The organism is Bradyrhizobium diazoefficiens (genome assembly GCF_016616235.1).
Classification (GTDB): Bacteria; Pseudomonadota; Alphaproteobacteria; order Rhizobiales; family Xanthobacteraceae; genus Bradyrhizobium; species Bradyrhizobium diazoefficiens_H.
Genome location: NZ_CP067100.1, coordinates 6451729 through 6469641, shown reverse-complemented (window position 1 = coordinate 6469641; position 17913 = coordinate 6451729). Strand labels below are relative to the sequence as shown.

Sequence of the window (17913 nt, the reverse complement as noted above, 5' to 3'; positions counted from 1 at the left end):
GATTGATTGCCAGCACCCGATCGTTATCGGGCTTCGGCAAGCGGAGGACTAGAGCGAGTATTGAGGTTCGGCTGGTGTGCGGAAAAGGCGGTAGCGCTCTAGCGTCACCCCGCGACGAGCGAGTAACTCCGCGTTTCTCGAGAGATGCCGCGAAAGGGCGGTCCGCACGGCGAGCCGTTACAGAATGCGATTTGAACCTGCGATTCAATAACGAGCACGTCCGATCGCCATGATCGAGACCGCCGATCGGAAGCTGGCCCGAGGCCAGCAAGAAGAGCAGGACCTGAGCGTGGCTGTTCCGATGGCGAGGACGACGCAAATCAGCCCCCGCTCCAGTTTTTCGGCTCCCGCCGGGGCCTTCAACTGCTTCGCCTCGGCGCGCGCGAGGTGACCTTCAGATGCACCAGATGCGGCAGCGAGAAAGCCGGTAGGCTCCGCCGCTCCGCCAGCTCGCGGGTCGGCGAGCATCGCGGCCTGGACACCGCCTGAGCGGACGAGTCGCCCCGCAGGCCTGCTGGCGCTCAATCCAACCGCATCGCAGCTTTCCTCACCAAGCCAGGCGCGCTCGCGTGCTTGCCCTACAGCTGGCGCACGTCCAGATGCACCTGATCGACACATCGCTGAATCGGCCCAGGATATGGCCGGTCAACCCACGAGCAGTCGAGAGTCTCGATGTTCTGGATCTTGGCAAGACGCAGGCACATCCAATGTCCCCGTTCTGATTCCTTCCGCTCGCCGGTCCGATCCACGGCGAGGACGAATGCCCGCTCTTCCCCGACTGCGTGGCCGAGGATGTACGGGCAGACCACCAGCCCCTCTCCGGCGTAGGTCAATTGAACGGGCGCGCGCTGGAGCATGGCTTGCTTCAAGGCGGTGAACGCGGCGCTATGACCTGAGCGAATGATTTGGAAGCGCTGTTTGCGGGGGCCGTACCGGTACTTCTCGAACGATGCGTTGAAGGTTGCGGCCCGAGTAATTCCATGCCGCTCCATCACGGCGAAGCTGGTGCGGTCGATGAAGGAAAACTCTTCGTCGGGATAACTGGCCTCAATTTGCGAAGCCGCTTCCAGATCGCCGGCCGTGACCGGCTCGACGACGGCGCCGGACTCACGCAGACGGTCCCAAAACGTGTTCGCAACCTCGCTGCCGAACCGTGCCTTGAGCAGTTGCCAGGTCTCCCCAAGCACGTGGTCCGTCAGGGTCCAGCCGTCCAGGTCGAGCAGAATGGATTTGGCGAGCTCGTTCTCGGGGTCGCGGGCAGAGGCGGCGGCGAACCAGACCGAACTGTCGACGAACGTGCTCACGTCTCACTCCTCGAGCGGGTATTCCCAAATCTTACCGCCGGGAGCGTTCTGCTCAAGCCAGTTTTCGGCAGCTTGCCTGGAGGCGAATAGTTTGGCCCAGGCGAGATCTCCGACGGCTCTGGAGACCTCATCGGCGAGGAAGATCCAGACGGACGCTTGCCGCGGCCCGCCTTCGATCTCGTACTCCCACGCAACGCCCTCCGGATCGTGCTGGTCGAACCATCTGTCGGCGGCTTCGGCGGACGCGAACACCTTGACCCATTCGGGATCGCCGATAGTCCGCTGTGTTCCGCGGTCGAAGTCGTTGAGATAGAGCCACGCGGTCCGTCCCGTTCGCCGCAACTCGGCTCGATGCTCGACGGCGGCATTGACCTTTTGTCGGTCGGTCCGATCCTCTTCATCCAGAGACATCACGCTGGCATGGACATCGGACGGAAGCCCAGGTCTTTGGCCGGGCGGGTTGTTGGCCCACGCGATCCAGCGGTCAAATGCGTCCGCCATGGTCACCTCCCTTCACCCGGAATGGGTTCTCGATCGTGAATGCGTCCGGCCTGGTCCCTCGTTCGATGCGCGCCCACGTCACCGGCGCGGCGATCGGAAAGTGTTCACGCGCCCGCGGCGAATAGGTGCCGATGGCGGTCGTCCCGCGTCCGTTGCGCAAGTAGTCAAGAAAGATCCGCCCCCTGCGCCGCGCTTGCGCGGAGAGGATGTACCGATCGGCGTCGCGTGCGGCGAACTCGGAGCAGAAGCTGCGGGCGATGCGATGCGCCTGGTCGTGCAGCATCGGCTGGTCGAGCGGCGCCATCAGATGGACGCCCTTGCCGCCGGTCAGTTTGGGCCAGGTCTCGAGGCCTTGCCGCTTCATGAGCGCGCGGAGCTCGAGCGCGGTGTGGGCGACCGCCTCCCATTCCACGCCGTCGCCGGGATCGAGGTCGATGACGATGCGGTCGGCGTGCTCGAAGTGCTCGACGGTCGAATTCCAGGGGTGCAGCTCGACCGCTCCGAGTTCGACGAGGCCCAGCAAGCCGTCGAGGCTGTCGACCCACAGGCGCGTGCCCTGGCCGCCCTCGCGCTTTTGGATGCGGAGCTGGTGCACGGATTCGGGAATGTCCTTGGGAAGCGGGCCCTTGTGGTAGAACGTGGTGCCGTGCACATGGCGCACCAGCTTGAGAGGCCGCTGGCCGAGATGCGGCAGCGCCTTCCTCCAGACCCGCTTCCAATAGTCCGCCAGCTCTTCCTTCGAAGGCACCACCGCATCGGCAAGAAGCTGGAGGATGTTTTCCGCAGGCACGCCGAGCTTCCGCTGTCCTCCGGCGCCGGGCACCAGCCGTGGTCCCTTGACCTTGCGCACAGCAAGGTCTTCGCGGAGCCCCTTGAACACGGCTTCGCGCAGCAGCCCGTCATCCGTCAGCGCGCCATACTCCACCTCGGCCAGCACGCTCGGCTCGACCCAGGTCGCCTTCGGCTTGTTCACGCGAAAATCGAGCGGTGAGGCCGGCCGGATCAGCGGATCCAGCCGCTCGCGTACTTCGCGCGCGGTCGTCTCGGTGTAGCCGGTCCGAACCTTGCCCGCGTAGAGGAGCTTGCCGTTCTCCCGGCGCCCCACATAGAGCGAGGCGACCTTGCGCGGATGGGCTCCCAATTTTTCAACGAAGGCGATGATCGGAAACGTCTCGCTCTTCTTGCACTTGAGCTTGATCCAGGACTCCTGCCGCCCCGAGCGGTACGGCCGGCCGAGCCGCTTGGCAATGAGCCCTTCAAGGCCCAGTTTGCAGCCCTTCTCGAAGATCGCGTTGCCGTTGGCCTCGAGCGCTTCGACGTAGATGAAAGTCTCCGGTGCGCCTTTCAGAAGCTGCTGCAGCAAACGCTTGCGGTGTTCATGCGCGGCATCGCGCAGATCGTACCCGTCGAGGTACAGGAGATCGAAGGCGTGGTAGCGCACGCGCGCGCTGCGCTTAGGGCCGAGCTCGCGCCTGAGCTGCTGAAAATCCGGCAGGCCGCCGCTGCCGTACACCACCGCTTCGCCGTCGACGATCAAGCTGTTCGCTTTCAGCCGGCGCGCGCTTGCGGCAATCGACGAGAACTGCTCGGTCCAGTCGAGCCCGGTGCGCGAATAGACCTTGATATCCCCACCATCGCGATGCAGTTGCGCGCGGTAGCCGTCGGCCTTGATCTCGTAGACCCAGCCGGCCCCGCGCGGTGGACTCTCGCGCAGCGTGGGGTCGCAGGGCTCGATGTAACCTGGAATAGCGGCTTTGCAGGCGCCGGGGACGCCCGATACTCCCGAACGAGACTGACGCAACGCCACGGCACACATGCGGACTCAACGCGCCGAGGCCGATTCGTTCCGTGAAGCACTGCCAGACGACATCTGCGGTCGCTCGGAAGGAAGCCGCAGCGCGTCCGTTGGTCGGAAACGCATGCGACGGCCGGGCCAATGTGGGCGGTTCAGACGCAGCGAGCCCGGCTGTGAGCGGCCCCAACGGATCCGGACGGCTATGGATCGGGCACCGCTACACTGGGATCGTCGGCGCGGACCGAAGTCTGCAACTGGCCTGGATCCACGTTTTTGCGCTTGGCCCATTCCACGAGGTTCTGCGGCCGGTAGGACGGATCGGCCCGCCATCGTTTGAAGACATTGGCGTCGATGGTCTCGTTGACGTTGGTGTGAGTTCCGTCGTCGCGCACGTCCGGCGCCGCGCCAATGGTCCGGTAAAATGGCCGTGGAGAAATGATTCGGTAGGCGCCGTACATGAAATCCCCGTATGAGTTCTTGATGTTCGCGGTGACGTTGTCGCCATCCAGATCGACTTCCGACCGGAACGCCAGCCCCTGCGACTCCGCTTTCTTCATCAGCCAGCGCAGCGGAGGCTGCGCGAGCAGATCGGTTTCGTAGCCGCCGCCGACGTTGGCGTGCGCGCCCACGAACCAACGCTGTTCGACGCTCGAAAGCGGTCGCGGCTTGGCAGTGCTGCGATGGACGTCCCAGATCGTAGGAGCGAACTTGGCGCGATGCTCATCGATGGCGAGCGCGTGATAGCCGTTCTGGATAGGAAGACGCAGTCCCGTCTGCAGATAGTCGAACTGCGAACTGCTGATCCCGGTGAAGTCGCCCGCCGCGATGCCTATCGAGCCGACGGTATCCCACACGCCGACCACCTTGACGTTTACGGGCCGCGCGTATTTGAGCAGCCACTTCTCCTGGGGAGTTATCTTGGCGATATCGCCGGCCGCCTCCTTCTCCTTCAGTTGCCAAATCGTCTCCTCGTCGCCCCTTTTGTAGCGATCGAAAAGCTCGTTTACGCCAATCGGCGAGCCCTGCTGCAGTAGTCCGTCGATGGCGATCAGGCCCGCCAGCGCTCTGGCCGTGTACGCGCCGCGGCTGAAGCCGAAGATGAAGATCTCGTCTCCGTCCCGGTAGTTTTCGATCAGCCACTCGTAGGCCAGGCGGATGTTATCATCGAGTCCTTGCCCGAAGGCTCCGCCCAGAAAACCGTTCACGCCGACGGAATAGTAGATCAATTGAGGCTTGCCGTCCTTGCCCGTCGGCGCGCACAGAGAGCGCATGCGCCACACGTTCGTGTTGGTGTCGACGCTGTTCCACGTACCGTCGAGAAAGACAGCCAGGCGCTTCTGCTGCTGATCTGCGCCGGCGAGGTTCGATTGGTTGCCGCCCTTCTCCCCCGGACGGCCGATGAAGACGCCGATGGCGATCATCACGGCGACTACGGCCAGGAGAATGATCGAATGCGCGATCCGCCAGATACCGTGCCAAACCTTCATGCCTCACCTCCGAATCGCCCTGGGATGGCTTGAATGGAACTCAATCGGCCAGCGGGGCTTGCCGTCAAGCCCGTCGCCGGGATTCGCGAACGGATACACAGTTGCGCGCATTGAGCGTGGAGCTTGGTCTTGGCGCGTTTCCGGAGGGCAGGGAAAGCTTCACGTGGCTGCAGACGGCATCGATCCGCGCAGGGAGGGCGCCGACGAGCGGCCAGCGCTCACCGCTGGAGCGGCTCAATGAAGAGCGACCAGTAATACTCGGCAGCCGCTTCCTGCGAGAGCTTGTGGTCTTCCACCGAACCGTAGGACGCCAGCCCCAGAGCCTTCAGAAAGAGACCGCCGTCGTCCGCCTCGACCGAAAGGCTCTCGTTCATGCTCCCGTCGCTGGCCTGATCATTGTGTGAAAAGGAGATGCCGCGTCCGAACGCCCCGCCGAAGCTGATCTTGCACCGACCGATCGCCTTTCCGTTCTTGTACACGACGGCGGTGAACCGATCGGAGTCGATGCGGCGGTAGTTGACTTCGATGCCGTCGTTCCTCTCTGCCAACTCTGTCAAAGATGTCTCGAAGAATTCCGCCAGGAAATCGAAGCTTTCGTGCAGGAAGCGGTCCCGATCGGCTTCGGTGAACGTCTTCTTTAGCCGCAGATTGCTGGACCGCGGCTTGGCACCCGAGACGGCTGCCGAGGTCGGAGCTGGAGAGGCTTTCGGCGCGTTGGTATTGGCGGTCGCTTTGGCCGGCAAGGTGGCTCGAATTTGCTTGACGACATCGAGGAATGCCTCGTCGACATCGGACCAGGCCTTGATCGGCTTTCCGTCCTTCGGTGCAGCCAAAAGCTTCCCGAACGGAGCCGAGTGCCAATCGCAATGTCTCAAGATGACGGGAATCACGCGGGCCTCGCGTGCTTCGTGACGCTGCATGGCGCGTTGCATCTCGACATCGTAGCAGTATGAGGACGCGAGGAAGTCCGCTGACACCAGCAGGAGGATGACGTCGGCTGCGTTCAGGTTGGCGTCGATGCTGTGGTCGACCTCGTCGCCGGCCTTGATGCGCCGATCATGCCACGCATCGATCAGCCCCTGCTTTTTCAACATGGCGAGATGCGTTTCCAACCGGTCCCGCAGGTCTTCGTCCTTGTGCGAGTACGAGAAAAATACGGTAGCCAATTCACTCTCTCCAGCCGCGGGAAGCGCGAAGCATCAGCTCTCGCGCCTGAGATCCGTCCGATTGCACCTGGGGCAGTGGATTTGCGAAAGAGGCTGCCTCCGCCGCTGCGCTTTCCGAACCTCGTCGGGCGTCAGTTCCTCGTAATTAAAGCGATTTCCGCAATTCAAGCAGGTCCACGTGACCAGCCTCGGCATTACAACCTCCGCCCATATATATTTTTATTCGAATCTGGCGCCAGATAAGAAGCGCAAAGGCCGATTTCAAGTTGGCAATTATCGGCGGAAGCCGACACCCTGGCTCGATCAGATCGGCTTCACCATCCTGAATTCAACGGACAGGGCGGCGATCTCGCTGCTCCCTTCGTTCGACCCGGCGCTTGAGTAGGGGGCGCCTGTTCCGGACAGCGAGAGCTCCGGTCATCGGGATGGCGCTGAGGATGAACTCTGATTCCGAGATAGGCCGCCGCCTTTGGCTATCTCGCGAGCGCTAGTTCTGAATAGCGGATCGTGAGACCTTTGGCTATCCGCGACAGGCGCCGTAGTTCAACGGCCGGCGACGGTCTCTCGACGGTCAATGGGCTATCAGGACTATCGTTCCCTCCGAACTTGAGGGCCCGCCATTCCTTCGTAGCTTTGTCCCTTGGGAGCAGATCTGGCGGGTTCGGTCGGCGATCTGGTCGACCGTGGCAAAGCAGGCGCCGGCCACCAGACCACAGGACCTGCTGATCTCAGACCTGGCGGGTTACGCAGTAGCCGCCGCTCGCCCAGCCCCGGCGATCCGGTATTCGACATCTCCGGAGGGAAGCGGTTCGGTTTTCAGGAAACCAAGCTCCACCAGCCGCGCCACGATCTCATGGTCGAACATCGGCGGGCTGACCCAGGATTCGCCGAGGAGCCTTCTCAGAAAATCACGTTCCAGATTTGATCAGCTCCATCTCGATCTCCGCTCGTCCAGAACAACGCCACCCAGCCGGGAACGAAGCCATCCGTCGTCCGGTTGATCCAGAAGACAACATCCAGGAGGTCAACATGGCCATAGAAAATCGCGAGACGTTCAGTCTCATCGGAAGCGACAAGGTCGAAGGCACGAACGTGTACGGGGCCGGCGGCGAAAAGGTCGGCTACATCGAGCGCGTCATGATCGACAAGGTCAGCGGCAAGGTATCGTATGCGGTGCTCAGCTTCGGCGGCCTGCTCGGCATCGGCGACGATCACTATCCGCTGCCCTGGCAGGCGCTGAAATACGACACCAACCTCGGCGGCTACGTCACCGGCATCACCCAGGACCAGCTCCGCGGCGCCCCCAAATACGCCGACGAGAGCAGTTGGAATTGGAGCGACCCCGCGACCACGCGCTCCGTGAACGCCTACTACGGTGTGCCGGTGGCCTGAGGCTTGAAAGTGGGTAATGCCGTTCGTGTTCTGGTCGTGGAGGATGAAGCGCTGATCTGCAGCTTCATCGAGGACGCCTTGCTCGACGGCGGTATCGAGGCCTGCTCGGTCTCTTCGGGGGAGGCGGCCCTGTCCACCTTCTCCGATGGCCGCAAGGGGTGTCGGGCCCTGCTGACGGACGTCAATCTGGGTGATGGCATCACGGGTTGGGAGCTGGCGCGGCGGATCAGGGAAATCACGCCCGGCTTTCCCGTGATTTACATGACGAGCGCCAGTGCCCCGGATTGGAAATCGCAGGGCGTTGACGGTAGCGTCCTAATCGAGAAGCCCTTTGCGCCAGCGCAATTGGCTGCCGCCGTGTCGCAGCTGCTCGATACGGCGGCTTAGCCGGGTTGAATCCCTGTTCGAGCCTGCAACGCTGGCTATGCGTTGGCCCTGGATGCAGCCGCGGCGCGAGCCGCTGCTACCGCCATCCAGTCCCGCAGCAGGCCTCTGTCCTCCCTCGAAAAGGATGCGCGCCGCTTGAGATCTTCCAGCGTCTCGCCGGGATGGCATCGCTCGAAATCCTCACGGATCAGCGACTCGAGGTAGGTTCGATCCTCGGTGCCTGAAACGAAATGCTGGCGCGAATCGGTCCTCATGGTCGTGCCTCGGCGCACGCAGTCGAAGGCGGACCCGGATGCGGCACAACGGCAGGAACGATCGTTGGTTCACGAACAAAAACCGGTTCGGATTGACGCTGACCGCGTCAATGCCGCTGAGAGGCCCGTGGATCGTTGCGACCGCGGCCGCCATGAGGACGCTCGGCTGCTGAATTCGGGTAGGCTCACTCCTGCTTCGGTATTCGCCCCTTGCCGCCGCACTTCGTGCAGGGGCCAGGAAAGATCCTGCGACCGGGTTCGGTCTCGCGCGCCGGCTGGTGCCCGGCGCCATCGCAGGCGTCGCATTTGACCTCGGCGGAGCCGACTTTCCTCATGCCTCGCCCGGGCCGGCGAAGAGTGTCGCCGGCGGCGTGGTGCGCGGCGGCGGCAGGGGCCGGGCGCTGCCGCCCGGTTTGCTTTTGGCGTCGTACCTTTTGGCCAAATCGAGCAGTCGTCTTCGTGTGAACGGGTCCGCCTTCTCCGCCAGATCGCGCGCCCGCTGCGCGAAGCCGCTGTAGAACTCTTCCATGACGCCACCCCACAACATCACCGAAGCTGGATTTGATTGCGTGGCGCGGTTCGCGTCAAGAGCTCGCTTGTGTCTGCGCAGCGATCGGCAATAGTCTAAGCGCGGCAGGGGAAGCCAGATGTCGCTGCTGCATCCGATCCGGAAGCCGTGCCCGCACTGCGGGCGGCCAATGAAGCTTGTGCGCGACGAGACGGCCAGAGGCGGGGAGCGCTACGTCTGCCGCGACTGCGACGACGATCCGCTGCACGACCCCGATGCCCGGAAGTGGGTGGAGGGCCCGCTGCGGCCGCCGGCCAAATAGCGGGAACAAATCAGCCTGAGCCGGTGATCCGGATTCGCAAAGCCATAACTGGCAAGGTCGTCGCGGGCGCACCAACTTCCCAGCTCAGGTGTCCAGAAGCGGGGAACGAGATGTCGACGGTTGCAAACCTGCTTGCGCGGAAGCAGGCGCTCACGGAGCGGCTGGAGAGCGATCCCGGGCCAAACGAGCGGGAGGAAATCCAGGCGCTGCTCGCCCAGATCGAGACGGCGCTGAACCTGCTCGATCCGAGAGATGCCAGTCCGAGCGACGAGTGAACCGAAGCCGCCGCCCGTCAGAGCGTGCTCAGATCGTCCGGCACCTCGCCGAACTTCCGGATGACCTTGGCGTCGCCGAAGTCGCCGCTGGATGGGTCTCCGGTCCGCGAGAAGGCGACCGCGCCGGCGCAGCCGGGTTTCCGCGACAGCGCTTCGGCGCGCATGACGGCGGCGTTGGCGCTCAGGCACTCCACCGCCTCGCCAGGCGCGAGCCCGTCGTCTGCCATGACGAACGGCAGTGCCACATAGTAGGTGACGTCCATCGCTACTCCTTGCGATCGCGCGGCGCGACGTAGCGGCCGCGCACATAACCGTTCGACACCGCGCCCTTGAGCTCGTCGACCTCGGACTCGAGGAAGTCGACCGCGATGAGCAGCGCCTTCACCGCCCCCCGGGCGTCCCCTCCGCAGGCCTCGATCGCCTGGTCGGCGGCGAACTCGAGATCGCCCTTGGCGGGCGCGAACGGTTGGGGTGCAGCGGGCATGGCGACATGTTCCCTTTTCGTTCTCGCAGAGTCAAGGGTCGGCGGCGGATTCCTCCGGCGCGGCCCGTAGGATCCGGCATGAATCTCGACCAGGCGACCCATACCTGTCGGAACTGGCGCCCGCCGTTCGTCTTGAATCCAGGCCGCCGCGACCGGAGTTCTGCGTTCATGGCCCCGCGCGCCAACTGGAAAGGCTTCCTGCGTCTGTCCCTCGTCACCTGTCCCGTGGCGCTGTATCCGGCGACATCGGACAGCGAGAAGATCTCGTTCAACCAGCTCAATCGGCAGACCGGTCACCGCATCAAGTACCTCAAGGTCGACGCCGACACCGGCGACGAGGTGCCCAACGAAGATATCGTCAAGGGCTACCAGCTCGAGAAGGACCAGTTCATCGAGGTCACCAAGGAGGAGCTCGAGGAAATCGCGCTGGAGTCCACGCGCACCATCGAGATCGACGAGTTCGTCGACAGGACCGACATTGATCCGCGCTACCTGATCCGGCCCTACTACGTGCGTCCGGACGGCAAGGTCGGCCACGACGCCTTCGCCGTGATCCGCGAGACCATCCGCGAGATGGACAAGGTCGCGATCGGCCGTGTGGTGCTGACCAACCGCGAGCACATCATCGCGCTCGAGCCGATGGACAAGGGCCTCGTCGGCACGCTGCTGCGCTATCCTTACGAGGTGCGCAGCGAGCAGGAATACTTTGAAGAGATCCAGGACGTGAAGGTCACCAAGGACATGCTGGACCTAGCGAAGCACATCGTGAACCAGAAGGCGGGGCGGTTCGATCCGGAGAAGTTCGAGGACCACTATGAGACCGCGCTCGTCGACCTCATCAACCAGAAGCGCGCGGGCAAGACGATCAGGCCGAAGGAGCGACCCAAGGGCGAGAATGTGGTCGATCTGATGGAGGCGCTGCGAAAGAGCGTGGGAAGCGCTGCGGCCGAGGCGAAGGTCGAGACCAAAGCGGCCCCGAAGAAGACGGCCAAGACGCCGCGCAAGGCGGCGGCCGGCCAGAAGGAGATGCTGATGCCGATCGCCGGGAAGAAGCTGGCGAAGGAGACCGCGGCGAAGAAGCCCGCGGCTGGTCGACAGCGGAAGTCCGCGTGAGTGGCAGACCAACGCGCGGCGGGCGCCGTCCCGCAGATTGGACACCCGAGGAGCAACGCATGACCCCACTTTTCCCAGAGCAATTGTCAGCCAGGTTGATCGACCGCAGTCCGTTCATGGCCATAGGCGACATGACACCACCGCGAGATCCCGATGAAGACAGAGACGACGAGGACGAGGACGAAGAGGAAGGCGACGAGGACGAAGGTGCCGAAGAACCGGCGGTGGTGCGCGAGCCGGACGAAGGCTAGAGCACGATGCTCCGGGACCGGGCGGCAGCGGCAGCCTCATTTCGCAGCACGAGCCGCATCCTGCCTCGACGAATGTAATTGGCCGACCGGAGCGCCGGATGGAACGAACCGGCCCGTCAGGCGTCGATTCCCTGCCTCTGGCACCCTACTCCCCAAAGCCCCAAGCCGGAGGAAAACCTACCACCTAGGTTGGCGGTCCTGATGCGCGCACCACTTGGCGCCAAGGACCGTTTGCGACCGACGGAGGGAGCAAATGAGCAACCACATATCCGAACGGAGGCCGCCGACCGCGGCGGAACGGGAGGCTCACAAGGTCTTTCGGAAGGCGGAGGTAAAGGTGGCGCTGTCCGAGCATGAGCGCGCCCAGCAGGCCTTCCACGCCAACCGCGAGCGGCTGAAGGCGGAACGTCTGGCTCGCGAGGCGGCGGCGAATCCGGAAGCGGGACGGAAGCGCAAACCTGAGAGATGACTTGTCGGAACGGGAATCCTACGGGGCGCCGGCCACCTGCCGTTTACGTTGTCCAGCTACGATATCGGGAGCATGGGCAACGATTACCAACCCGAGAGCGAGGCGATAGCGGCCATGAAGCTCGCGATCGCGGCCGATGGGCTGGAGCGGCAACGCTTGATCAACTTGGCGATGGCCTGGCAGGAGCTCGCCCGCATGCGGGCGCCCCCGACGTCCGGCGGCGCCGACGAGGCGGCCTAGGCGAAGTCTGGCGGGCACTCCGGACAGCTATCGCCGATCGAGTCCAGCATTTCTGCGATCGCCACGGACGCTGCCTCCAGCGAGACGCCAGGCGGCGGATCCCGGCGGGCGATGTCGAAGGCGCGTTCGCGCGCATGCGGGTCGGCCAGGTCCTGCATCCAGCCGTGCTCCTCGCATTCTCGGATGGCGCCGGCCTCCTGCAGCACGGAGATCGCCCAACCGCGCAGCGTTCGGATCGCCGGCCGTCTTTCCTTCGCCATCAGCATCGAGACCACTCCTGCCTGGACGAATCCTTCCGCCCGCCTGCTCGTTCCGGGCGCTTAGCACGGAGCAGGGATTCGCGATCGGCAGGGCTCGCGCTTGTCCACGTGTTCCGCGTACCTGTGCAACACTTGAAGAAGCTCGCACGAAGCGGCCGTAAAAAAGCCGATACATAAACGATGGCGCGGCTGGGTTCGCGGCTTCCTCTCGGGACCACGAGGGGCGAGATCGTCGCTTACGCCAGGCCACGCGCGCTCGAAGAGAGCGCCAAATTCATAGGGAGATACGGGAAGTTCTGGACTCTATCGGCGATACCCGTCCAGACCGTTCTCCCGAAAACTCTTGACCCGGCCGGCGTGCGTTGGGAGTCTCTCTTGAATAGCCGCGCATTCAGGGGGTCTATCTCACTCGGAAATGGCTGTCTGGCGGAGGCGATGAATGAGCAATGCCCTCGTCGTTCACAAGAGTCATCTACCGAAAGCTGTCCTTGGTCTTCGGGCCGCTCAATACGTCCGAATGTCTACGGACCGGCAGCAGTATTCGATACAAAATCAGGCTGCTGTGATCGCGACCTACGCTCACGCCCATAACTTCACGCTCGTACGGACCTATAAGGATGAGGGTGAGAGCGGACTATTGATTAAAAATAGAGCCGGTCTCCTACAATTGCTTGAGGACGTTGAAGGCGGACAGACCGACTTTGGTCATCTCCTGGTGTACGACGTAAGTCGATGGGGACGCTTCCAGGACGTCGACGAAAGCGCACATTACGAGTTCATGTGTAAGCGCGCCGGCATCAAGATCGCCTATTGCGCCGAACAATTCGATAATGACGGCAGCATGCTGGCGAGCATCGTCAAAAACATCAAACGAGTGATGGCAGCCGAATACAGCCGCGAGCTGTCGGCGAAGGTATACGCAGGCCAGTGCCGATTTGCTCGCCTCGGCTACAAGCCTTGCGGCGTGGCTGGATATGGGCTGGTACGAGAGCTTGTCGACGAGAAGGATCAATCAAAGGGGGTGATGAAGAGTGGCGACCGCAAATACCTCACGACCGATCACATCCGAATCCGGCCGGGCGATACGAAGGAGATTGCCGTCGTCAGGTGGATATTTGAACGTTTCCTGGAAGTAAAGTGTGAGACAGTTGTTGCCTGGGAGCTGAACAAAGCGAAGGTGCCCACGAGGCCAGGCAAGCCGTGGACGCGAGTGATGGTTGGTGCCATTCTTAGAGACGAAAGTTACATCGGGAATCTTGTATTCAATCGGCGATCATGGAAGCTTCGCCAAACTCGCACGTACAATCCTCCCGAACAGTGGATCAGAAGTGAAGGTTGCATCGAACCAATCGTCGATCGCGATATCTTTGTAAGAGCCAATAAGGTCATCAGAGAGCGTCGCGTCGATCTTACCGATGAAGAGATGCTCCTGCGGTTACGCAAGACGCTGCTCAAGGAAGGACGTCTTAGCATTAACATCATCGACCGGACGCCGGGCTTGCCCTGTGTGGCGACCTGCCAAACGCATTTTGGCAGCATGCGGAATCTCTATCGGCTGCTCGGGTATACTCCGAAGCGGAACTACGAATTTCTTGACTCCCGTAGGATTTGGTCCGAGCAGAAGACAATGCTTGCGTCTCGAATTGGTACTGCAATTAGAAAGGCCGGTGGTCGGACCAGCACAGGCGGGTGGACAGACTCAATGGGTGTGAACGGATCAACCTATATATCCGTCAGAGCAGCGCGCTGGACTCCTGGGAAGTTAGAGAGTCATTCTCCACATTGGACGATCCAATGTGACGCACACGTACCCGCTGGATGGATCGCCGCCATCAGGCTGTCTCCGCACAATCAGGCCGTGCTTGACTACGTTCTGATGCCAACCGATGGCACTGTGAAACGGACTATCAGGTTTTCGGAGGCCGCTCGCGAACGCCGCGCAATAATGTGCTTCAAGACGCCCGATGCACTTGTTCGAGCAATCACCCGGCGACTAACCAAGAAAGCCCGTGTTTCCCGAGCCAAGTCATCGCCACCGAGCAGACGAGTGAAATCAAGCCGCCCAAAAACCAAGAACGTCGGCGTCCGGCATTGATGGAGCGCAGATACAGGAATGCTCCTAGTAGCTTCCCGTAGTTCCTCCTGAAGTCTCCATTGAGCTTGGCAATCTTTGATAGGTCTGAAGAGGTATCGTATTCATCGGTCACGATGCTGGCTCCCGGTGGCGGCTACCAGCACCCTATTAACCACTGTTTTGCCCGACGCTGCAAGTTAAATTCTGCTTACCAGAAATTTGTGAAGTGCTGGTCAGCGCTATTCAAGCCGGAGACCACCCCTAGCCTCAGCGTCTTCACGTCCACTCGTTTTCCGGCAGCGAGCCGGGCTGCGGCTTCAACTCCTCGCGATCAGCCTCGACGATAGCGATCTCGTCTTCAACGGCCTGAACTGACTTGGAAGCATCGCGATATCCTCCTGATCGCGGCTGACACGATTCATCGGCTCTGCGAGCACGGCCCGAGCCCGTCTTGGCGTCGCGAAGTTCGCCGCATCGATTGCGGCCGGTTCGCCGGCGGGCTCTGGCGAATGTCCGGGCGCCGGCGGTCCAGCACGCCCTTGCGCAACCACGTCTTTGACGCTCGCAGTCTCTCCCGAATAGTGGTTTCCGGGCTAGCTGAACTCAGTCGAACCGCCGCGGTACGGACTCGTGTATGCCAAGTGGTGTGGCAAGGCGGGCATCGCGAGACTTCCCCCTGTCCCGATCAATCAAAGCACAAATTGCGGCTAACCAGTCGGGGCTTTTTCGGCAGCGCCGCACCACGACTATGCGACCTTCGTAGGACGGACGCACTGATTCCCTAAAGGAGCTCTAGTCGCGAGCCACCGAAGGCGCGTCGTCGTGCTTGAGGTGTCGCTTCCGGATGTTGTAACTCACCAGCCAGATCACGCCGACCGCGATGGGCACGAAGGCTGCGGTTAGGAACGAGGGCTCTACATGCAGTCCGACGTCGTGCGCGCCCTTGGCCAGATAGCCAAACAGGCTGACCACGTAATATCCGATCGCCCCGACCGACAATCCTTCGACCGTGCACTGCATCCGAAGTTGCTGCCGCGCGCGCTCGTTGATAGCGTGCAAGAGGTCACGATTCTGTCGTTCAATTTCGACGTCGACACGGGTTCGCAACAGATCGGCGGCACGCGCGAGCTTGACCGACAGGGTCGCCTGACGATCCTCCACGGTCGCGCAAGTTCGCATCGCAGGCGCCATGCGGCGCGCCAGAAACGACGACCAGGTCGGATAGCCCGAGACGTCGTTGCCCTCGATGATTGACAATCGCGATTGGACCAGCTCGTTATAGGCCCTGCTGGCCCCGAAGCGAAACAGGCTGGCGGTCGCGCCTCTTTCGAAGGAGGCGGCCAACGCCGTCAGCTCGGCAAGCAGATGGTTGTTGAATTGCAGCCCCGCACCGCTTTGCATTTTTTCGAGCGCCTCGACGAGACGGCGGTCGATGCGATCAACAGACGGTGCAAGCTCAAGGGCCGCCGACAGGCCAAGCAGCGCCAAAGGACGGTAGGTCTCTATTTCCAGGAGCCGTTGCACCAGCGCTCCGAGATCGTGCGACGTCAACCCGAGGTCGCAGACGAGGATCTTCGTGAAGCCTTTTTCGTCCACGCGGAAGTCTGAGGCGGCAACGCCTGCACCGCTCTTTGTGGCAACCATCGCCAGGCTATTCTTGTCAAAAATCTGTTCGGCCCGCTTGGTCGGCGAGGCCTCCTGCTCCACTTCTAACCTGATGGCGACCAGCAATTGTCCGGACTGCCGCAACGCGCGGATCAGCGATCGGACGGCATCATCAACTTTGCCGACTTGGTGAGCGGCAGGACGATTTGCGTTAGTCCAGAACCAGGTGAATGTCGTAAATTCCGCATGCTGCTCCCAGCGTAGCGTCGCGGGACCGATGACAATCTGATGATGTTTCGCCGATTGCGCAGGCGGCGGAAGATTGCGGTCTACGCAGAAATCGATAAAGCGGCAGCGATCGCTTGCGGCCGCCTCGCCCTGCGCAAGAAAAGCCAAGTGGATCACGCTGAATGGCGAAGCAAGGCGCGTGAAAGGGCGCGCGTGCACTTCGCCGAGCACGGCGTCGCGTTGCGGATGTGGCGTGAAGGTTCGCAGATCCAGTTCATCGATCATGTATTGACGCCTCGCTTCAAGTGAGCAAGCAACCGTCAACCTCGACGCGGGAGGCATTGGCGGTGCTGGAAAACGGGTGCGCGGCAAGGCACCGATCAACTCACGTTGACGATCGACAGCGAGGTCGCCTTCAGCTCGAGAAAGAGGTCTTGAGCGAGCAGGATCATGCCGAGCAGATTGAGCGGGAACGGCCTCATCCCGCTTTCGGCTGACCCCGTCAAAGACGTCCGCGGGGTACGGTCCGGTGGCAAAATGCCGGCATTGTGGATCAATGCTTGTAGCGATCGCGAACAAGCCGTTCCCGACCTCGGGGGTAGCGTGCGACACCGTCCGACCAATGCCTTGATCGACCTAGACACGGTTGTCTGCCTCCGAATCCCACGGACATCGCCCGCCACCGAAGGATTGCCGCGCGCAAATGAAGATACGCCGGCCATCTTCTGAAGACAGGTTTCCAGCGGCATGACCGATGGAAAGCAAGAGCGTCTTCCGCTTCTCCCAGCGGGGTGCAGACAGTCGAGCTCGGGTGCGACAACCGCATTGTCGATTGACAGATCGATGACCAAGCGCAACTCCCGTCTTGTTGCTGACGCCCAACTTTCTGGCGCGGAGAGCCGGTGCAGGATTTGGGCCAGCACTGTAGAAGGGCAGGCTCGCGTGTTTTTTGGCGCAATGGGGTGTTCGAAGACAGTCGGAGGCGGGTTTCAGACATGAAGCGCGCTTGCATTCTGACAAGAATGCGCTCGTGATCAGGCCACAGGGAATTGCCTGTTTCGGCAAGATGATGGCTCGCCCGGCCGCTGCCATCGTCGGGGGGCACGCTGTGGTCGGATTTGTCGATGCAGTGTCCGGAGAGTGACCGCGCCCGGACCGGGGCAAGGCCTGGCGATGGGCTCATAACGTCACATCGAGTGAGGTTATCGCCTTCTACACACCAAGTAGTTTTTCTCTCCTCTACCCTGGCTCGCTACGACGGCTGAATACTTGTTGAACTGATCCATTCGCTGCCTTTTCTATCTATCCTCGTCGCTGATCGCCTGCCGCGATTGGCGCTCGACGGGGACGATCGTGGCAAGCACTTCAATCCATTCGGAAGCGTTCTCGCGTGGCGCGCGCATGCTGCGCGCCGCGTTGGGTCCCGCGATAACAGCTTCCTCGAAGACGTCAGCACTCCGACGTTGAGGTCGACATCACGCTCCAGGCCCATCGCCTCGGATGCGCATGCCTGTCACCGCGATCAGCCCGAACAAGGTATGGTAGGTCGATTGGCGCACGCCGTCGGCTGGCATAGCCAGCGTTGCCGTCAACAACGCATCGATCTTCGCTGTAGACATAGGGCTTGCCGCGCTTCCAACGGGCAGCATGCCGACAGGAAGATGGAAGTTGAAGAGTATTTGGGCGGAAGCCGGCTGTACCGGCGGTTGAGCAATGCCACGCGCCGTGCCGAACGAGCCTCTCTTGGAAGAGACGAGCGGCATAGCACTCGGCGAGCTAAGTCGGCATAGTTCGCCGG

General features: G+C 62.1%; 22 protein-coding genes. 11 read left to right on the top strand and 11 right to left on the bottom strand.

Going from position 1 to position 17913, the window contains the following annotated elements; all coding sequences use genetic code 11:
• Positions 1-578 precede the first annotated feature (578 nt).
• From JJB99_RS30820 to JJB99_RS30800, 5 genes are all read right to left on the bottom strand, one after another.
• Positions 579-1304, bottom strand: a complete 726-nt coding sequence (locus JJB99_RS30820; protein ID WP_200495980.1) for a type II toxin-antitoxin system VapC family toxin — start codon at positions 1302-1304, stop codon at positions 579-581.
• 3 nt (positions 1305-1307) lie between these two features.
• The gene (locus JJB99_RS30815; RefSeq protein ID WP_200495979.1) at positions 1308-1805 is read right to left on the bottom strand and encodes a hypothetical protein; all 498 of its coding nucleotides are present in this window, start codon (positions 1803-1805) and stop codon (positions 1308-1310) included.
• On the bottom strand, positions 1789-3621 hold the full coding sequence (gene ligD, locus JJB99_RS30810) for a DNA ligase D (RefSeq protein ID WP_200495978.1): 1833 nt from the start codon (positions 3619-3621) through the stop codon (positions 1789-1791). The genes JJB99_RS30815 and ligD overlap by 17 nt, the downstream gene beginning before the upstream one ends.
• A gap of 179 nt (positions 3622-3800) precedes the next feature.
• A complete protein-coding gene (locus tag JJB99_RS30805; protein WP_246775041.1) occupies positions 3801-5087 on the bottom strand; it encodes a DUF2235 domain-containing protein in 1287 nt (428 codons plus the stop codon).
• 218 nt (positions 5088-5305) lie between these two features.
• Positions 5306-6199, bottom strand: a complete 894-nt coding sequence (locus JJB99_RS30800) for a toll/interleukin-1 receptor domain-containing protein (protein WP_246775340.1) — start codon at positions 6197-6199, stop codon at positions 5306-5308.
• Positions 6200-6431: 232 nt separating this feature from the next.
• On the opposite strand from JJB99_RS30800, the gene JJB99_RS30795 reads away from it, so the two are divergent.
• The 4 genes from JJB99_RS30795 to JJB99_RS30780 all read left to right on the top strand — a co-directional run bounded on the left by JJB99_RS30795 (position 6432) and on the right by JJB99_RS30780 (position 8032).
• A complete protein-coding gene (locus JJB99_RS30795) occupies positions 6432-6638 on the top strand; it encodes a hypothetical protein (protein WP_200495976.1) in 207 nt (68 codons plus the stop codon).
• Positions 6639-6893: 255 nt separating this feature from the next.
• Entirely contained in the window at positions 6894-7178 is a 285-nt protein-coding gene (locus JJB99_RS30790) for a hypothetical protein (RefSeq protein WP_200495975.1), read from the top strand.
• 104 nt (positions 7179-7282) lie between these two features.
• Positions 7283-7645, top strand: coding sequence for a PRC-barrel domain-containing protein (locus JJB99_RS30785; protein ID WP_200495974.1), 363 nt, complete (start codon positions 7283-7285; stop codon positions 7643-7645).
• 9 nt (positions 7646-7654) lie between these two features.
• Positions 7655-8032, top strand: a complete 378-nt coding sequence (locus tag JJB99_RS30780) for a response regulator (RefSeq protein ID WP_200495973.1) — start codon at positions 7655-7657, stop codon at positions 8030-8032.
• A 585-nt stretch (positions 8033-8617) separates the two neighbouring features.
• Here JJB99_RS30780 and JJB99_RS30775 read toward each other — a convergent pair.
• On the bottom strand, positions 8618-8815 hold the full coding sequence (locus JJB99_RS30775; protein ID WP_200495972.1) for a hypothetical protein: 198 nt from the start codon (positions 8813-8815) through the stop codon (positions 8618-8620).
• A gap of 118 nt (positions 8816-8933) precedes the next feature.
• Between JJB99_RS30775 and JJB99_RS30770 the strand changes: the two genes are divergently transcribed.
• Together JJB99_RS30770 and JJB99_RS30765 are read left to right on the top strand one after the other, a co-directional pair.
• Positions 8934-9116, top strand: coding sequence for a hypothetical protein (locus tag JJB99_RS30770; protein ID WP_200495971.1), 183 nt, complete (start codon positions 8934-8936; stop codon positions 9114-9116).
• 110 nt (positions 9117-9226) lie between these two features.
• Complete coding sequence (locus JJB99_RS30765) at positions 9227-9391, top strand: hypothetical protein (protein ID WP_200495970.1); 165 nt, start codon at positions 9227-9229, stop codon at positions 9389-9391.
• 17 nt (positions 9392-9408) lie between these two features.
• Here JJB99_RS30765 and JJB99_RS30760 read toward each other — a convergent pair whose 3' ends face one another.
• Positions 9409-9654 (bottom strand): hypothetical protein, encoded by a 246-nt coding sequence (locus tag JJB99_RS30760; RefSeq protein ID WP_200495969.1) that lies wholly within the window; start codon positions 9652-9654, stop codon positions 9409-9411.
• Between the two features lie 2 nt (positions 9655-9656).
• A complete protein-coding gene (locus JJB99_RS30755) occupies positions 9657-9875 on the bottom strand; it encodes a hypothetical protein (protein WP_200495968.1) in 219 nt (72 codons plus the stop codon).
• A gap of 168 nt (positions 9876-10043) precedes the next feature.
• Between JJB99_RS30755 and JJB99_RS30750 the strand changes: the two genes are divergently transcribed.
• The 4 genes from JJB99_RS30750 to JJB99_RS30735 all read left to right on the top strand — a co-directional run bounded on the left by JJB99_RS30750 (position 10044) and on the right by JJB99_RS30735 (position 11948).
• Entirely contained in the window at positions 10044-10988 is a 945-nt protein-coding gene (locus JJB99_RS30750; protein ID WP_200495967.1) for a Ku protein, read from the top strand.
• 59 nt (positions 10989-11047) lie between these two features.
• The gene (locus JJB99_RS30745) at positions 11048-11239 is read left to right on the top strand and encodes a hypothetical protein (RefSeq protein ID WP_200298544.1); all 192 of its coding nucleotides are present in this window, start codon (positions 11048-11050) and stop codon (positions 11237-11239) included.
• A gap of 253 nt (positions 11240-11492) precedes the next feature.
• A complete protein-coding gene (locus JJB99_RS30740) occupies positions 11493-11708 on the top strand; it encodes a hypothetical protein (protein ID WP_200495966.1) in 216 nt (71 codons plus the stop codon).
• A gap of 72 nt (positions 11709-11780) precedes the next feature.
• Positions 11781-11948 carry a hypothetical protein gene (locus tag JJB99_RS30735; protein WP_200495965.1) on the top strand — a complete coding sequence of 56 codons (168 nt, stop codon included), beginning with the start codon at positions 11781-11783 and terminating at the stop codon, positions 11946-11948.
• Here JJB99_RS30735 and JJB99_RS30730 read toward each other — a convergent pair.
• Entirely contained in the window at positions 11945-12214 is a 270-nt protein-coding gene (locus JJB99_RS30730) for a hypothetical protein (protein WP_200495964.1), read from the bottom strand. The genes JJB99_RS30735 and JJB99_RS30730 overlap by 4 nt on opposite strands.
• 433 nt (positions 12215-12647) lie before the next feature.
• Between JJB99_RS30730 and JJB99_RS30725 the strand changes: the two genes are divergently transcribed.
• Positions 12648-14303: a recombinase family protein gene (locus JJB99_RS30725; RefSeq protein WP_200495963.1), complete on the top strand. Its 1656-nt coding sequence runs from the start codon at positions 12648-12650 to the stop codon at positions 14301-14303.
• Between the two features lie 771 nt (positions 14304-15074).
• On the opposite strand, the gene JJB99_RS30720 is transcribed toward JJB99_RS30725, so the two are convergent.
• On the bottom strand, positions 15075-16400 hold the full coding sequence (locus tag JJB99_RS30720) for a DUF3422 family protein (RefSeq protein WP_200298549.1): 1326 nt from the start codon (positions 16398-16400) through the stop codon (positions 15075-15077).
• Positions 16401-17590: 1190 nt separating this feature from the next.
• A complete protein-coding gene (locus JJB99_RS36000; protein ID WP_200518313.1) occupies positions 17591-17878 on the bottom strand; it encodes a hypothetical protein in 288 nt (95 codons plus the stop codon).
• Positions 17879-17913 lie beyond the last annotated feature (35 nt).

What these genes read in the sequence shown, in the direction of transcription:
- JJB99_RS30720 (WP_200298549.1), bottom strand. Translation starts at nt 16,400, where the DNA reads ATGATCGATGAACTGGATCTGCGAACCTTCACGCCACATCCGCAACGC.
- JJB99_RS30765 (WP_200495970.1), top strand. Translation starts at nt 9,227, where the DNA reads ATGTCGACGGTTGCAAACCTGCTTGCGCGGAAGCAGGCGCTCACGGAG.
- JJB99_RS30785 (WP_200495974.1), top strand. Translation starts at nt 7,283, where the DNA reads ATGGCCATAGAAAATCGCGAGACGTTCAGTCTCATCGGAAGCGACAAG.
- JJB99_RS30775 (WP_200495972.1), bottom strand. Translation starts at nt 8,815, where the DNA reads ATGGAAGAGTTCTACAGCGGCTTCGCGCAGCGGGCGCGCGATCTGGCG.
- JJB99_RS30725 (WP_200495963.1), top strand. Translation starts at nt 12,648, where the DNA reads ATGAGCAATGCCCTCGTCGTTCACAAGAGTCATCTACCGAAAGCTGTC.
- JJB99_RS30740 (WP_200495966.1), top strand. Translation starts at nt 11,493, where the DNA reads ATGAGCAACCACATATCCGAACGGAGGCCGCCGACCGCGGCGGAACGG.
- JJB99_RS30745 (WP_200298544.1), top strand. Translation starts at nt 11,048, where the DNA reads ATGACCCCACTTTTCCCAGAGCAATTGTCAGCCAGGTTGATCGACCGC.
- JJB99_RS30805 (WP_246775041.1), bottom strand. Translation starts at nt 5,087, where the DNA reads ATGAAGGTTTGGCACGGTATCTGGCGGATCGCGCATTCGATCATTCTC.
- JJB99_RS36000 (WP_200518313.1), bottom strand. Translation starts at nt 17,878, where the DNA reads ATGCCGCTCGTCTCTTCCAAGAGAGGCTCGTTCGGCACGGCGCGTGGC.
- JJB99_RS30770 (WP_200495971.1), top strand. Translation starts at nt 8,934, where the DNA reads ATGTCGCTGCTGCATCCGATCCGGAAGCCGTGCCCGCACTGCGGGCGG.
- ligD (WP_200495978.1), bottom strand. Translation starts at nt 3,621, where the DNA reads ATGTGTGCCGTGGCGTTGCGTCAGTCTCGTTCGGGAGTATCGGGCGTC.
- JJB99_RS30750 (WP_200495967.1), top strand. Translation starts at nt 10,044, where the DNA reads ATGGCCCCGCGCGCCAACTGGAAAGGCTTCCTGCGTCTGTCCCTCGTC.
- JJB99_RS30755 (WP_200495968.1), bottom strand. Translation starts at nt 9,875, where the DNA reads ATGCCCGCTGCACCCCAACCGTTCGCGCCCGCCAAGGGCGATCTCGAG.
- JJB99_RS30760 (WP_200495969.1), bottom strand. Translation starts at nt 9,654, where the DNA reads ATGGACGTCACCTACTATGTGGCACTGCCGTTCGTCATGGCAGACGAC.
- JJB99_RS30815 (WP_200495979.1), bottom strand. Translation starts at nt 1,805, where the DNA reads ATGGCGGACGCATTTGACCGCTGGATCGCGTGGGCCAACAACCCGCCC.
- JJB99_RS30735 (WP_200495965.1), top strand. Translation starts at nt 11,781, where the DNA reads ATGGGCAACGATTACCAACCCGAGAGCGAGGCGATAGCGGCCATGAAG.
- JJB99_RS30730 (WP_200495964.1), bottom strand. Translation starts at nt 12,214, where the DNA reads ATGCTGATGGCGAAGGAAAGACGGCCGGCGATCCGAACGCTGCGCGGT.